Annotated in this window: 14 protein-coding genes and 1 tRNA gene; 7 read left to right on the forward strand and 8 right to left on the reverse strand. The window is 68.9% G+C overall.

Annotated elements, in window-relative coordinates:
* The first annotated feature begins 77 nt into the window (after positions 1 to 77).
* Together HALDL1_05235 and HALDL1_05240 are read left to right on the forward strand one after the other, a co-directional pair.
* A complete protein-coding gene (locus HALDL1_05235) occupies positions 78 to 1340 on the forward strand; it encodes a hypothetical protein (GenBank protein ID AHG03058.1) in 1263 nt (420 codons plus the stop codon).
* On the forward strand, positions 1328 to 1834 hold the full coding sequence (locus tag HALDL1_05240; protein AHG03059.1) for a hypothetical protein: 507 nt from the start codon (positions 1328 to 1330) through the stop codon (positions 1832 to 1834). The genes HALDL1_05235 and HALDL1_05240 overlap by 13 nt, the downstream gene beginning before the upstream one ends.
* Here the strand turns inward: HALDL1_05240 and HALDL1_05245 are convergent.
* Entirely contained in the window at positions 1831 to 2784 is a 954-nt protein-coding gene (locus HALDL1_05245; GenBank protein ID AHG03060.1) for an ATPase AAA, read from the reverse strand. The two genes, HALDL1_05240 and HALDL1_05245, sit on opposite strands and share 4 nt — an antisense overlap.
* 102 nt (positions 2785 to 2886) lie before the next feature.
* On the opposite strand from HALDL1_05245, the gene HALDL1_05250 reads away from it, so the two are divergent.
* Positions 2887 to 2971, forward strand: a tRNA-Ser gene (locus HALDL1_05250).
* A 395-nt stretch (positions 2972 to 3366) separates the two neighbouring features.
* Here the strand turns inward: HALDL1_05250 and HALDL1_05255 are convergent.
* On the reverse strand, positions 3367 to 4893 hold the full coding sequence (locus HALDL1_05255) for a citramalate synthase (protein ID AHG03061.1): 1527 nt from the start codon (positions 4891 to 4893) through the stop codon (positions 3367 to 3369).
* A gap of 117 nt (positions 4894 to 5010) precedes the next feature.
* A complete protein-coding gene (locus HALDL1_05260; protein ID AHG03062.1) occupies positions 5011 to 5358 on the reverse strand; it encodes a hypothetical protein in 348 nt (115 codons plus the stop codon).
* Between the two features lie 144 nt (positions 5359 to 5502).
* Here HALDL1_05260 and HALDL1_05265 point away from each other — a divergent pair, with 144 nt between their 5' ends.
* The 4 genes from HALDL1_05265 to HALDL1_05280 all read left to right on the forward strand — a co-directional run bounded on the left by HALDL1_05265 (position 5503) and on the right by HALDL1_05280 (position 9503).
* A complete protein-coding gene (locus HALDL1_05265; GenBank protein ID AHG03063.1) occupies positions 5503 to 7620 on the forward strand; it encodes a peptidase M6 immune inhibitor A in 2118 nt (705 codons plus the stop codon).
* A 153-nt stretch (positions 7621 to 7773) separates the two neighbouring features.
* Positions 7774 to 8292 carry a hypothetical protein gene (locus HALDL1_05270; GenBank protein ID AHG03064.1) on the forward strand — a complete coding sequence of 173 codons (519 nt, stop codon included), beginning with the start codon at positions 7774 to 7776 and terminating at the stop codon, positions 8290 to 8292.
* Between the two features lie 67 nt (positions 8293 to 8359).
* On the forward strand, positions 8360 to 8800 hold the full coding sequence (locus HALDL1_05275; protein AHG03065.1) for a glyoxalase: 441 nt from the start codon (positions 8360 to 8362) through the stop codon (positions 8798 to 8800).
* 310 nt (positions 8801 to 9110) lie between these two features.
* Complete coding sequence (locus tag HALDL1_05280; GenBank protein AHG05184.1) at positions 9111 to 9503, forward strand: hypothetical protein; 393 nt, start codon at positions 9111 to 9113, stop codon at positions 9501 to 9503.
* 78 nt (positions 9504 to 9581) lie between these two features.
* On the opposite strand, the gene HALDL1_05285 is transcribed toward HALDL1_05280, so the two are convergent.
* From HALDL1_05285 to HALDL1_05305, 5 genes are all read right to left on the reverse strand, one after another.
* Positions 9582 to 10280 carry a branched-chain amino acid ABC transporter ATP-binding protein gene (locus HALDL1_05285; GenBank protein ID AHG03066.1) on the reverse strand — a complete coding sequence of 233 codons (699 nt, stop codon included), beginning with the start codon at positions 10278 to 10280 and terminating at the stop codon, positions 9582 to 9584.
* 14 nt (positions 10281 to 10294) lie between these two features.
* A complete protein-coding gene (locus tag HALDL1_05290; protein AHG03067.1) occupies positions 10295 to 11062 on the reverse strand; it encodes a branched-chain amino acid ABC transporter ATPase in 768 nt (255 codons plus the stop codon).
* A complete protein-coding gene (locus HALDL1_05295; protein AHG03068.1) occupies positions 11055 to 12455 on the reverse strand; it encodes an ABC transporter in 1401 nt (466 codons plus the stop codon). Before HALDL1_05295 ends, HALDL1_05290 begins: the two co-directional genes overlap by 8 nt.
* Positions 12455 to 13657 carry a branched-chain amino acid ABC transporter permease gene (locus HALDL1_05300; protein AHG03069.1) on the reverse strand — a complete coding sequence of 401 codons (1203 nt, stop codon included), beginning with the start codon at positions 13655 to 13657 and terminating at the stop codon, positions 12455 to 12457. The genes HALDL1_05295 and HALDL1_05300 overlap by 1 nt, the downstream gene beginning before the upstream one ends.
* Positions 13658 to 13718: 61 nt before the next feature.
* Complete coding sequence (locus tag HALDL1_05305) at positions 13719 to 14873, reverse strand: hypothetical protein (protein AHG05185.1); 1155 nt, start codon at positions 14871 to 14873, stop codon at positions 13719 to 13721.

Here is a 14873-nt window from a genome sequence, read left to right on the forward strand (position 1 = left end):
CCGAGGCGCCCGCGACAGAGTCCAGCGGCGGGGACGCCACCGATGACGTCGCTGCGGGGGACGGAGCCATCGTCTCCCTGTCGACCCGGGAGACGAAGCGCTGGCGCGGCGTCACCGCGCTGTCGCTGCTCGCCGCGGCGGTCGGGGCCGTGTTGACGTCGCCGACCGCACTCCTGCTGGCCGTGCTCGGCGTCGCGTACGCGGCGTACGGACAGCTGTTCCCCGCGCCGTCGCCGTCCCTGCGTGTCGAGCGCACCGTCGAGGCCGAGGACCCCGACCCGGGCGACGAGGTCGACGTGACGCTGTCGGTGACGAACGAGGGGGCGTTCCTCCCGGACCTCCGCGTCGTCGACGACGTCCCCGAGGGCGTGGCGGTCGTCGAGGGGTCACCGCGACTCGCCACCGCGTTGCGGTCCGGGAAGACCGCGACCATCCGGTACACCATCGAGATGCGGCGCGGCGAGTACGAGTTCGACGCGGTCCGGGTTCGCGCACGCGACCCGAGCGGCGCCCGCGAGACGGAGGCGACCATCCGCGCCGCGTCGACGGTGGCGTCCGTCCCGACGCTGCCGCGACTCGACTCGTTCCCGCTCCGCAGCCAGACCGTCCAGCGCGTGGGCCGGGTCTCCACCTCGCAGGGCGGCAGCGGCGTGGAGTTCCACGCGACCCGCGAGTACCGCCCCGGCGACCCGCTCTCGCGGGTCGACTGGAACCGGCTCGCCCGCACCGGGGAGCTCTCGACGGTGCAGTACCGCGAGGAGCGCGCCGCCACCGTCGTCGCCATCGTGGACGCCCGCGAGCAGTCCCACGTCGCAGACGCCGACGGGGAGAGCGCCGTCGAGTACGGCGTCGAGGCGGCGGGCGGCGTCGCGTCCGCGCTCCTCGACTCGGGGGACAGCGTCGGCCTCGCCGCGTTCGGCCCCCACTGGACGTGGGTCCAGCCGGGCATCGGCCGCGACCACCGCGCCCGCCTCCGGGACCGGCTCGCCCGCTCGCGGGGCTTCGCGGCGCTGCCACCCGAGCGACGGTTCCTCGCCGCACTCGTCTTCCGCCGGCTGAAGAAACAGCTCCCCGCCGACGCCCAGGTCGTCTTCTGCTCGCCGCTCGCCGACGACGACGCCGTCGAGTACGTCCGGCGCATCGAGGCAGGCGGCAACCCAGTCACGGTCGTCTCACCGGACGTCACTGGAACCGACACACTCGGCCAGCAGGTCGCCCGCGTCGAGCGCGCCACGCGCATCCGGTCGCTCCGCCGCGCCGGCATCCGCGTTGTCGACTGGTCGCCGGAGGACTCGTTCCCGGTTGCCGTCGCCACGGCACAGCGGGGGTGGTCGCAGTGACAGAGTTCGACCCGCGTCCGCCGACCACCGCGGTGCTGCCGGCCGCAGTCGCTGCCGCCGTCTCCGTGCTGGCGGTCGTCGCCGGGTCGGTGGTCGGCGCGGCGCTGGTGGGGCCGGGCGCCGTCGGTGTCGTCTACGGCGCCCACACCGCGACACGGCGGTACGTCACCCTCGGTGCGGGTCTCGCGTTCGTCGGCGTCGTCCTCGCCGCCACCCAGGGCCTCCCAATCTCGCTGGCGCTGGTCGCCGGCGTCGCTGCCATCGTCGCGTATGACACCGGCGAGCACGCCGTGACGCTCGGCATCGACGTCGGCAGCCAGGCACCGACGGGACAGTCGGTGCTCGTCCACGCGACTGGGAGCCTCGCGGTCGGGTCGCTCGCCGCCGCCTTCGGCTACGCAATCTACGTCTTCGGGCCCACCAGCCTCCCGGTGACCGGGCTCATCGCGTTGCTCCTGGCCGCCGTCCTGCTGGCGTACGCCCTCGGCGACTAGCCCTGGACGGTCGGCACTTCGACGCTGTCGAGGACGTCGGCGACGACGTCCTGCTTCGCGACGTTCTCGACGGCGGCGTCGGGCGTGAGCACGATGCGGTGGGCGAGCACGTTCGGCGCCAGTCGCTTCACGTCCTCCGGAACGACGTACTCCCGGCCCTTCACGACGGCCCGCGCCCGCGCGGCCTCGAACATGCGCTGGGTGCCCCGCGGACTCACGCCGACCTCGACGCGGCGGTCCTCGCGGGTCGCCCGCGCGATGGATACCATGTACTGGAGGAGGCCGCCTTCGACCCGGACCTCCTCGGGGGCCTGCTTCATCGTCTCGATGCGCTCGGCGTCTAGTACGGCTTCGACCGTGGGACTGCGCGTGTCGCGGCCCGCGCGCCGTCGCAGCAGGTCGAGTTCGCCGGCCTCGTCGGGGTAGCCGATGCCCGCCTTCGCCACGAAGCGGTCCATCTGTGCCTCCGGGAGCGGGAACGTCCCCTCCTGCTCGACCGGGTTCTGCGTCGCGATGACGAAGAACGGCTTCGGGAGCTCCATCGTCTCCCCGTCGATGGTCGCCTGCCCCTCCTCCATGGCCTCGAGGAGCGCGGCCTGGGTCTTCGGCGGGGCGCGGTTGATCTCGTCGGCGAGCACCACGTTCGCGAAGATCGGGCCCGGCTGGAACTCGAACTCCCGGCTCTTCTCGTTGAAGACGTGCGTCCCGAGCACGTCCGAGGGGAGGAGGTCCGGGGTGAACTGTACCCGCTGGAAGGAGAGCCCCAGGGCCGTGGCGACGCTCCGGGCGGTGAGCGTCTTCCCGGTGCCCGGGACGTCTTCGAGGAGGACGTGGCCGTCGGCCAGGAAGCCGACGAGGACCGTTTCGAGGAACTCGCGGTCGGTGATGACTGCCCGCTCGACCTCGTTCAGGACGGCGTCGCACTCGTCACGCGCGCTGGTGACGTCCATGGTCGATTCGAACGACCCGCTCCGTTTAGCGCTATCGGTTGACACGATGGCTGTTTGTGGAACCGAAACCACTAAATCCGAACACGGCGACGTATCGAACGAGCCGAGGTAGCCTAGCCTGGCCAAGGCGGTTGCCTCGAAAGCAACTGTCCACACGGACTCAGGAGTTCAAATCTCCTCCTCGGCGTTTCACTACTGACGACACCGCGAAGCGACTGCTCTGTCGCTTCGCGTGTCTGCGGTGTATCGACGAGCGAGATTTGAATGAGGGCAGTCGCAGCCGGCGAGCGCAGCGAGCCGGTCGCCTGCACGTAGTTCAAATCTCCTCCTCGGCGCTTTTCGGGAACCAAACCGACCAGCGACGCCTGTGTCGCTGGTCGTGTGGGCACGTAAACGCCGTGAGGAGTTTGAACCCTGCAAGACGCAGCGCGAACGCCAGTGAGCGACCGTCTTGCTCCGGTTCAAATCTCCATCTCCTCCTCGGCGCTTCTCCAACACTATCTCACCACAGAGCAACTGCTGTGTCGCCCTGCCCGGGTTGGCGGAACCGCTGGGAGGCGTTCGAAACCTTCTCAGTCGCCGTCAGTCCGCGACGGCTTCCGTGGCCTTCTCCGGGAGCAGTCTGTCCAGCGCGTCCACGACGGCGGTGACGCTGGCGTTTGTGATGTCGCTGTCGCTGGCGTCCACGGACACCGAGCGGTCGCCGCGCGTGACCGTAACGTGGACGGTGACGACGGCGTCGGTGCCACCCGTGATGGCGTCGACGTGGTAGTCCTCGAGGTGGAAGGTGACGTCGCCGAGCGCCTCACGGACGGCGGCCATCGCGGCGTCGACGGGGCCGCTGCCGGTGCCGGCGGCGGTCTGCTCCTCGCCGTCGACGCGGAGGCGGACAGACGCCGTGGGTGTGCCCCCGCCGCTCGCCGCCGTGAGGTCACAGACCTCCACGCGGCGCTCCCGGTCGCCGGAGCGACCGGTGACGTCGTCGGCGATGGCGAGCAGGTCGGCGTCCGTGACGCGCTTCCCGCGCTCGCCGAGTTCGTTCACGCGCTCCACGACGGTGACGAGGTCGTCGTCGCCGACCTCGACGTCGTGTTCGGCGAGCGCGGCTCTCACGCCCGCGCGCCCGGCGTGCTTCCCGAGGACGAGGCGGCGCTCGCGGCCGACCGCTTCCGGCGGGTACGGCTCGTACATGCGGTCGTCCTTCAGCGTGCCGTCGGTGTGGATGCCGGACTCGTGGGCGAAGGCGTTCTCGCCGGAGACCGCTTTGTTCGGCGGGAGCGGGACGCCCGTCGCCTCGCTGACGGTCGCGGCGAGGTCGTAGAGCTGTTCGGTGTCCACGGTGTCGACGTCGTAGCAGTGGTCGAACGCGATGGCGACCTCTTCGAGCGCCACGTTGCCGGCGCGCTCCCCGATGCCGTTGACGGTGGCGTGGACGAGGTCGGCGCCGGCGCCGACGCCCGCGAGCGCGTTCGTCATCGCGAGCCCGAGGTCGTCGTGGGTGTGCACGCTCACCGGTCCGTGCCTGGCGGCGCGCGCGACGCCCTCCCGGACCGCCTCGGGGCTGGCGTGGCCGACGGTGTCTGCGAAGCAGAACCGGTCGGCGCCGGCCTCGCTGGCGGCCTCGGCGAGCCGTTCGAGGAAGCCGAAGTCGGCGCGCGAGCCGTCCTCGCCGATGACCTCGACCCAGAGCCCGTGATCGGTCGCGTACTCCACGAGCTCCCGGGTCGTGGTCAGCACGGCCTCGCGCGTCGTGCCGACCTTCCCCTCGATGTGGCGGTCGCTGGCGGGGACGACGACGTTGACGCCGTCGACGCCGCAGTCGAGTGCGAGTTCGACGTCCCGCTGGACGCCACGGCAGAAGCTCGTGACCGTCGCGTCCAGGCCGAGTTCGGTGACCCGCTGGATTGTCCCGCGTTCGCCAGCGCTCGTGCACGCGCTGCCGGCTTCGACGACGGCGACGCCAGCCGCGTCGAGTTTGCGGGCGACTGTGGCTTTCTGATCGCCGGTCAACGACACGCCGGGGGCTTGCTCGCCGTCCCGGAGCGTGGTGTCGAGAAGTGATACGTCGGCGTCGGCTGATTCAGTAGTGCCGGAGAATTTCGCGTCCAGCCGCCGTGAGGCGACTTCGTCTATCCTCCGTGCCGGTGTGGTCCGACATGGTGTGCCCTAGGTTACTACCCGGGGCCACCTGAAGCTGTGGGGCGTGTCAGGTATTGCCACTACCTCTCAGTCCGCGACGAAGAGGCGGTCACCGACCGAAATGCTGTCGGCGGCGCCAGCGGGCAGTTCGACGAGCGTATCACAGCGCGCTTCGCCGCGGCCGGTCCACGCCGAGAGCCGTTTCACCTGCTGGACTTCGCCGTCCTCGACCCACACGGCGTCGATGTCGAAGGGGACGAACACCATGTGAGCGTCGCGCGCGGCGGGCTTGTCGAAGGGGAAGACGAGCGCGTAGTCCTGGGGCATCGACGTCCTGAACATCAGACCGAGTGTCTGCGAGATGAACGAGTCGGCGGTGTCCACGGTGTGGGCGAGCGTTCTGGACTCGCCGTTGCGTTCGTGGCAGAGGTGCACAGCACCGTGTTCGTCGCGGGTGCGTTAAGCGTTGCGACGCCCCAGTGTGGTTTCGTGGTAGACCCACGATACGAACCAAAAATACAATCTTTACTAGAAAAATATTAAGAAGATACGTACCAATAACAGTCGCAGGGGATTCGAGTGAGAGCCCTACTCATGACAGCCGTACTCGTAGTCGCATCGCTCGCCGCCGGAGTCGGGACCGCTGCCGCGGCACCGGCCCCGGACGCGAACGGCGCCCCGGCACCGGCAGTGGCGCCGGAGCCGACGGCGGAGAACAACTCGACGGACGGCTACCGCGCGGTCGAACCGTCCCAGAACTGGACCGACAAGCCGGTCCTGGAGACCGAGCTGTCGGCGGACGCCGCGTCGACGTCGGACTCCGGGTCGGCGTCCAGTGACGGCGCGGACGGGATGACCAGGCAGTTCCTCACCTTCGGACCGCAGGGGTACACGCTGACCACCTTCGAACTCCGCGAGGTCGGTGACAACGTGGAGGTCTGGGTCGCGGACGACCTCTCGTGGGGCGTCCCGGGCGACCGCGAGACGCCCTCGATCAGTGAGGCGCAGGTCGAGCACCTCGCCGACGAGTTCGACGAGAACATCTACCCGAAGGAGTCCGAGGTGTTCGGGACGCCCGAGGCGCGCAACGGTACCGAGAACCTGATCGGGCCGGAGGGCTACTACAACACCACGAAGAACGCGGGCAACAAGACGGTGCTGCTGGTCCAGAACATCCGCGACCAGAACTACTTCAACCCGGACTACCCGCTGTACATCGCGGGCTACTACTCGCCGACAGTCCAGGACTACTCCGACCGGAACGTCATCAACGTCGACGCCTACGGCTGGTCGAACGTCACCGAGGAATCGCCGAACGTCGGCTACGAGGGGACGCTGGCCCACGAGTACCAGCACCTCATCCACGCCGACCTCGACGCCGACGAGACGACGTGGGTGAACGAGGGGATGTCCGACTACGCCGAGGTCGTCACGGGCTACGGCACGCCCGAGAGCCACCTCTCGGCGTACGAGGAGATGCCGTCGAACTCCCTGACGAACTGGGAGGACCAGGGCGCCATCAACGTCCTCGCGGACTACGGCATTGCGTACGCCTGGACGCAGTACGTCGCCGACCGCTACGGCCAGTCGTTCGTCAGCAACCTCGCCAAGGAGGAGCAGAACGGCATCGCCAGCGTCGACGCGACCCTCGACGAGGCCGGCGCGGGGACCGACTTCGACGGCCTCTACCAGGACTTCTCGACGGCGGTGGTGACCGACAGCCTCGGGAACCCGCCGAAAGACCGGTTCGAGTTCGATAGCGTCGACGTCGGCGTGAACACGTCCACCGACGTGGGGACGGCGGGCGTCTGGGGGACGAACTACCGCACGATAGACACCGCCGAGGCGGGACCGATCACGGACGTCACCGTCTCCGGCACCAACTTCACGGAGACCGAGTGGTCGACGGCCACCGACCCGGTCACCGGCGAGGGCGAGGTGCTGTACAGCGGGTCGGGTAACCTGCTGAACCGCCACGCAATCGTGGAGGCGAACCTTTCCGGGACGGAGAATCCGACCCTCGAGTTCGACTCCTACCAGCGCATCGAGTCGAACTGGGACTACGGCTTCGTCCAGGTGTCGACCGACGGCGGCGAGACCTGGCAGAGCCTCTCGAACGAGCACACCGACGAGTCGGCGGCCGGCGGCGCCCACCCGCGGGTGCAGGCGAACCTCCCCGGGCTGACCGGGAACACCGACGGCTGGCAGGCCCAGTCCTTCGACCTCTCGGCCTACGAGGGCAACGAGAGCGTGCTCGTCTCCTTCCGATACGTCACCGACTGGGCGGTCACAGAGCCCGGCTGGTGGGTGAAGGACGTCTCCGTCGCGGGCGAGTCCGTCTCGACGGACTCTGTCGAGCCCTTCCAGAGCCTCCGGGAGGCGACCGGTGACAACGTCGAGTACCAGTTCACGTTCGTCGGCGTGAAGCACAACGGCAACTACCAGGTCAAACAACTCGACACCCGGACGTTCGACGACGGCGGTGAGCGTGAACTGAAGCAGTTCCTCCACAACGGCAACTTCGAGCGGGTCGTCGTCGCGAGCACGTGGGCCGGGAAGTCCGGTGAGTCGGGCCGCGTGCCGGTCGGCGTGGAGTTCCAGTTCGCCCACGAGAACGGGAACAACGGCAACAACGGAAACAACGGGAACGGCAACGGAAACAACGGAAACCACGGCAACGGGAACGGGCCCCACTGACGCGTCCCGTTTCAGCCCGGAACGTTCCGCCACCCGCTGACGGTACCGCCCTTCTTCTTTCGTGTCGACGCCGCGAGCGACGGCCGCATCGCAGTCGGTCGCCGGGTGAGTGGACGGTAACGTTCAACCGGGTCGAGTGCGTTCACGGGCACGATGAAGAAGACGCCGACCGGCACCGCCGTCGGGGTGGAGGACCCCTACGACCACGCCGGCGTCTGCGACCACGTCACCGGCGACGGGAAGTGCCGGTACGCCTTCGAACACGGCGAGCACGACCCCGAGTTCGCGGCCGAGCGCCGCGCCGAGGAGTTCGCCTGCCCCGTGGCGGAGGGCGACTGGGAGTGGGCCGACTGCCCCCACTACCGCTGCCGCCAGCACGACCGGGAGTGTGCGCGCTGTGGCCTCGAGGAGCGCCGGCAGGCCCACGCCGACGAGCGACCACTCCTCGAGGAACACCACCTCGCGTACGACGACGAGGAGGACGTCGGCCACGAGATTACGGTGTTCCTCTGCCGGTGGTGTCACGCGAAGGTCCACGACTCGTGGGCGCGCATCGACGACGACGTCGGCCCGGACCCGGAGGCCATCGCGGCCGCCGAGGGCCGGCGCAGTGCCGAGCAGTCCGAACTCTCCTTCGAGTCGGCGGCCGAGCGCTTCGAGCCCGAGGACTGACGCACCGAGTGCGGGCGCGTGTCGCTGGCACCCCGAGAGCTAACTGTCGAACCGTCCAAGGTGACGTATGAACGAGGACACGCCGTACCACCTCGGGCACGTCCACCTCAAGGTCCGGGACCTCGACCGCGCGGTGGCGTTCTACCGCGCGGTGTTCGACCTGACGGTGAACGAGACCCAGGGACGGTTCGCGTTCCTCACGTGGGGCGACCACCACCACGACGTCGCGCTGCAGGCGGTCGGCGCGGACGCCCCCGACGCGGGCCGGGGCGTCGGCCTCTACCACGCCGCCATCGAGGTGGACTCCGAGAGCGCGCTGGGAGACGTCTACGACCGCCTCGCCGAACGGGACGTCCCCGTGACGCCCGTCGACCACGGCATCAGCAAGGCACTCTACTTCTCTGACCCCGCGGGCAACGGGCTGGAGGCATACGTGGACACCCGCGAGGAGCAGGAGCAGTCCGCGTGGGCGGGCGAGAACCGACGCTTCGACCCGGCGGTGCTGTAGCGGTCGTTCCCAGCACGGTTTCTCTGGTCAGCGTGCAGAGCGAAACGGCCGTTCGATGCAGTTAAACTGCTGCTCGGTACGTATCTCCACAAAACACTTCCCGCGGTCGTTATTTGATTTTGATATGAATTGGCGGAGTATTGTATTGTCTATTTCCGGAGTACTTCTGCTGTATCTCTCTGTACGTATGGGTGGTCTCTCGACGGGCTATGGAATCGGGCGACCATCGGTACTCCTCCGCGTCGGGATGGGATACGCAGTACTTGGCATACTGACGGGAATTTTGCATCCGACCACCGTCCGGAAGGGAATGTTGAACGCAATGGCGACGATAGCGGTGATCTTCGTCGTCGGTCTCTGTGTGATGTACTACGACTTAGGTGCCCACCCACCGGTGGGAGGTACCGACCTGACTCTACCCCGGCTGGTCAGCACCCAGATGGAATTACTGCTCGTCACACTCCCCGTTCCCGCAGGATACATCTCGGGAATCCTTCTACGAGAACGAACAATAGTGGAGGCGGCAGGCCTCTTGCTCACTGTGATGGTAGTCGGGTTCGCTGGCGGGACAGGGGTTTCGTTAGCCCAAGGGAGTGCGCCCGGCTTTACCCAACTCATATTCGGCGGGGCAATTCTCGCTACAACCGTGTTTGCGCTGCTTCCACTGGGCGTGATGAGATGGCTTGCCCCGAGCAGTAGATAGATTCGTAGAGCTACCTATCGATTCAATCGTCGCAGTTTCAGCGTAGTACGGAATAGAGAAATTCCGGTAGCAGCTGTGCTACCCGCCCAGGAACCGCTGGCGGACTTCCTCGTTGCCGAGCAACTCCTTGCCGGGCCCGTCGTAGGCGTTCTCGCCGTTGACGAGCACGTAGCCGCGGTCGCAGCGCCGGAGTGCCTCCTTCGCGTTCTGCTCGACCATCAGCACCGCCGTCCCGCCGTCGTTGATCTCGTCGATGCGGTCGAAGAGGTCGTCGACGAGGTCCGGGGCGAGGCCCGCGGAGGGCTCGTCGAGCAACAGCAGGTCGGGGTCGCTCATCAGCGCCGACCCCATCGCGAGCATCTGGCGCTGCCCGCCGGACATCGTGCCGGCGCGCTGCTGCTGGCGCTCCTCGAGGATGGGGAAGTAGTCGAACACCATCTCGAGGGTGTCCTGCGGGAACTCGTCCTCGGTGAACACGCCCATCTCCAGGTTCTCGCGGACGGTGAGGCTCGTGAAGATATTCCCCGACTGGGGGACGTACGTGATGCCGCGGTCGATGATCTCAGAGGAGGCGGCGGCGTGGATGGGTTCTCCGCGGAACGAGATGCTCCCGTCCATGTACGTGGTCAGCCCGAAGACGGACTTCATCGCGGTGGACTTCCCGGCGCCGTTCGGGCCGACGATGGTGACGTACTCGCCGTCGGCGACGTGCATGTCGACGTCGGTGAGAATCTGCAGGTCGCCGTAGCCGGCGTCCAGGGAGTCGAGTTCGAGCAGCGGCGTGCGGTCGCTCACTGCGCCTCACCCCCGAGGTACGCCTCGACGACGCGTTCGTCCGACCGGACCTCCTCGGGGTCTCCCGAGGTGAGCACGGCGCCCTGGTGCATCACGATGACCTCCTGGCAGTACTCCATGATGACGTCGATGTCGTGTTCGATGAAGAGGAACGAGTACCCCTCCGACTCCAGCCGCTGGATGTGTTCGAGGATCTTGTTCTCCAGCGTCGGGTTGACGCCGGCGAGCGGTTCGTCGAGCAACACGAGGTCGGGTTCCGTGAGCAGCGCCCGCGCGAGTTCGAGCAGTTTGCGCTGGCCGCCCGAGAGGTCGCCGGCGGGCGAGTCGAGCAGGTGGTCTATCTCGAGGCGCTCGGCCATCTCGACCGCGCGCCGCTGTGCCTCGGCCTCGTCGGCGTAGTAGTCGCCGCCCCGCGTCCACGTGGTGACGAGGCGCTCGCCGCTCTGGTTCTTCGGCGCGAGCGCGAGGTTCTCCCGGACGGTCATCTCGGGGAGTTCGCGGGGAATCTGGAACGTGCGGACGAGTCCCCGTTCGGCGACCGCTGGCGGGCGCTCGCCGGTGATGTCCTCGCCGCGGAAGCGGACGGTGCCGCCGTCGGGTTCGAGGAAGCCGGTGATGCAGTCGAACATCGTCGACTTCCCGGCGCCGTTCGGTCCGATGAGGCCCGTGATGCCGGGTTCGACGTCGAACGACGCGCCGTCGAGGGCGGTGATGCCGCCGAAGTACCGCTCGACGTCCTCGACCGCGAGGATGGGGTCAGTCACCGCTACCACCCCCTGGCGTGACGCCGGTGTCGTAGGTCTGCCGGCCGAGCAGTCCCTCCGAGCGGTAGTAGAGGATGACGATGAGCAGCGCGCCGATGAACATCAGGCGGAGCGCGGCGAGCTGGGTGGCGTACTCCGCGGGGAAGAAGTCGTTGAGGAACCGCGTGCCCGTGTAGAGCGTCCAGAACACGATGGTTCCCACGATGACTCCACGGTTGTTCGCGGTGCCGCCGATGATGACCGCACTGAACGCGAAGAACGTGATCTCCGCGGTGAACTGTGACGGGTCGATGAAGCCGATCTGGGTCGCCCAGAGGCCGCCGGCCGCGCCAGCCAGCGCGGAGCCGAACATCATGCTCTGGACCTTGTAGCGGAACGTCCGCTTGCCCAGCGCCTCCGGCACGCTCTCGTCCTCGCGGATGGACCGGAGCACACGCCCGTACGGGCTGTTGACGGTGCGTTCGCACCACCAGTACGCGAGGCCGAGGAAGCCGACGCTCACGAGCAGGACGAACCGGCCGTAGGTGAACCCGCCGGCGGTCCCGACGGTCGGGTCGAACAGCCAGACGAGGCTAGCGAGGACGCCCGACGGTCCGACCGTGAGCAGCGGCGTGCCGAAGTACCACAGGGCGAACAGCGCGGCCGCGAACAGCGCCAGCGGCCGGCCGAAGCCGTCGCCGGCGCGGATGCCCTGCGCGAGCACCCAGACGCCGGCGGCGGCGACGAGCGGCCCGACGAGCACGAGGGCGCCGCCGAGCGTGGCGATGCCGAGGCCCGCGGCGACCAGCACGACGGAGCCGAGCACGTAGGCCGCCGCGCGTCGGTCGACGGGCCGGAGGTAGCCGCCGACCCGGTAGCCGAGGTAGCCGAGGACGACCACCGACAGCAGCCCGAACACCGCGAGGTTGACGAGGAAGCTCCCCAGCGAGACGGGGAACACGCCCTCGAGTGGGGCGTAGACGTCGCGGACGCCGAACGGGCCGTTGAACAGCCAGCGCTCGTCGTTGACGACGGCGTGGAAGATGGTCGCGACGCCGAGCGCGGTGATGGCGAGGTAGTCCTCGCGCAACCGCAGCGTCGGCACGCCGACGGCCAGCGAGACGAGCGCCGCGGCGACCATCGCGATACCGAGCGCGAGCAGCCAGCCGAGCAGTCCACCGAGCGGGAGCGCGGAGAGCACCTCGGGGAGCCCGAACCCGCCGATGCCCTGGTAGCCCGAGGTGCCCGGCGGGATGGTGAGCACGACGGTAACGTAGGCGCCCACCAGGAAGTAGAGGACGTGGCCGAAGTCGACCAGCCCCGTGAACCCGAACTTGATGTTCAGCCCGAGGCCGAACAGCGTGTAGATGCTGACCACCGTCAGCAGGCTGACGAGGAAGTCCGCGAGCGCCATCAGGCGTCACCCCACAGGCCCTCGGGCTTGACGAGCAGCACGGCCACGAGGATGACGAACGCGATGGCGGTGCGGTAGGTGGCGAACCCGGCCGGCAGCAGGTAGACACCGACGTCCATGCTGATGCCGATGAGGAGGCCGCCCAGCGCGGCCCCGTACGGGGAGTCGATGCCGCCGACGATGACCGCAGCGAACACGGGCAACAGCAGGCTGAACCCCATGTTCGGGTTGAGATTCGAGGCGTACCAGCCGAGCAGGACGCCCGCGATGGCCGCGAGCACGGCCGCGAGCACCCAGACGACGAGCTGGACGCGGTCGATGTCGACGCCGCGGACCCGCGCGAGCGCCTGGTCGTCGGCGGTCGCCCGCATCGCGCGGCCGGTCTTGGTTCGCTTGAGCACGTAGTTCATGCAGAGCATTGTCGCGATCATCACGGCGATGATGATGCCGAACTTCCGGCTGTAGCCGACGCGCGTGCTGGCGACGGCGTCGGAGACGGCCAGCGGTGCGCCGCGGGCGAGCAGGGCGGCCGCCACGAGCGTGACGGCGCCGCTGGCGACGCCCCAGATCCACGGGCTGACGAAGTGGACCTTCTCGAAGCCCTGGTCGCCCGTCCGCCAGCGGTAGACGGCGACGCCGACGGCGACGGCGACGAGGAGGATTGCAACCACGACTGGCCAGCCGTACCCCCACGCGTCGAGGGTCTGGAGCGCGCCGCCCGCGCGCTGGTTGATCTCGACCGCGACCCCCTGGCCGGTGAGGTAGAGGTCGGCGTTGAAGTCGACCCGGCTGACGGTGTCGTAGGTGACGTTCTTCGACCCGACGAGGAACAACACGAGGTTCCGGAGCACGAGCGCGAGTCCCAGGGAGACGATGACCATCGTGATGAGGTCGGCGTCCTTCCCCCGGAACTGCTTGAAGACGACCTTCTCGTAGACGCCGCCGAAGACGCCCGCGAGCAGGACGCCGCCGACCGCGGCGAGCGCGAACGGGAGCACGAGCGTGCTCGGGACGAGCGGGAGTTCGCTGGGGTTGTTCAGCGCCAGCGCGAGGTAGGCGCCGACGGTGAGCATGTCCCCGTGGGCGAAGTTCGGCACCTCGGCGATGCTGTAGACGAGCGAGAGGCCGAGCGCGCCGGCGGCGATGATGCCGCCGGTCACGATCCCCTGCAGCAGCGCGTTGACGATGCCAGTCTCTACCATGGTCTCCCCCCGCCGGTCTGGCGGTTCGGCCGCTGTACGCTCGGACGTGTGTACTGTGTTGTCATATCGTTTTGGTCGCTGTGTTGGTGGGGGCCGCGCTCACGGCCAGCGCGGCGAGGCCGAGCAGCACGGCGAGCAGGACGAAGACGGCGCCGTAGCCGCCTGTCGTCGTCCGGACCACGCCCGTCAGCGTCGGGAGCACGACGGCGGCGACGTTGCCGGCGGCGACGACCACCGCCAGCGCCGCGCCCTGGTGTGGCGTGGCGCCCGCGGCGAGGTTGAACACCGCGCCGAACGGCAGCGAGACGGCGACCATCGCCACGAGCGGGAACGCGAGTGCGACGAGGCGGACGTCCGCCGTGAGGACGAGGAACGACGCGGCGCCGACGACGGTGGTCGCGCGGACGATTCGTTCGTCCGACAGCGACCAGCGGCCGGCGACGGTGCCGCCCGCCGCGCGCCCGAGCGTCGCCATCCCGAGCACCGCCGCGTTGAGCGGACCGGTGACCCCGAGGTCGCCGAAGTACGCCGTGACGAACGTCGAGAGCGTGATGTAGCCGGCGATGATGGCGACGTAACAGAACGCGGCCACGAGCACCGTGCGGTTCCCGAGGACGGTTCGGAGCGGCGGCCCGCTCCCGTCGCCCTCGCCCGCGGTCCACGTCGCGTGGCGGTACGGCCAGAGCGCGACGACGGCAGGCACGGCCAGTAGCGCGCCGAGCGCGTGGATGCCGAAGCCGCCGGTCGCCGCGACGATGGGTTCGGCGAGCAGGAAGCCGACGGCGGCGCCCAGCGTGAGCATGCCGCCGTAGACGCCCTGCTGGCGGGTCGCCTCGGCGCCCGAGTAGAGCCGCGCGATGTGGGTCGCGCCGACGCTCAACAGCAGGCCGCCCGCGAGGCCCCAGACGGTCCGCATCACGAGCGCTCCCGCGAGCGTCGTCGTGAGGTCGAGGACCACTGCGGCGGCCGCGTGGGCGGCGAGAAGGCTGAGCAGCACCTGCGTGGTCGTCCATCTTGAGACGAGGCGGTCGGCGACGCCCTGCGCGACGACGAAGGAGACGAGCGCCGCGCTCATCAGCAGGCCGACTGCCGTCAGGCCCGCGTCGTACCGCGTCGCGACGTAGCCGGGCACCGCGGAGTAGGTGAACGTCACGTAGCCGACGGTGAACACCGCGAGGTGCGGCGCCAACCGGAGGCGACGCGGCTGGTTCGTCAT

The sequence above is a fragment of the Halobacterium sp. DL1 genome, from assembly GCA_000230955.3.
GTDB lineage: Archaea > Halobacteriota > Halobacteria > Halobacteriales > Halobacteriaceae > Halobacterium.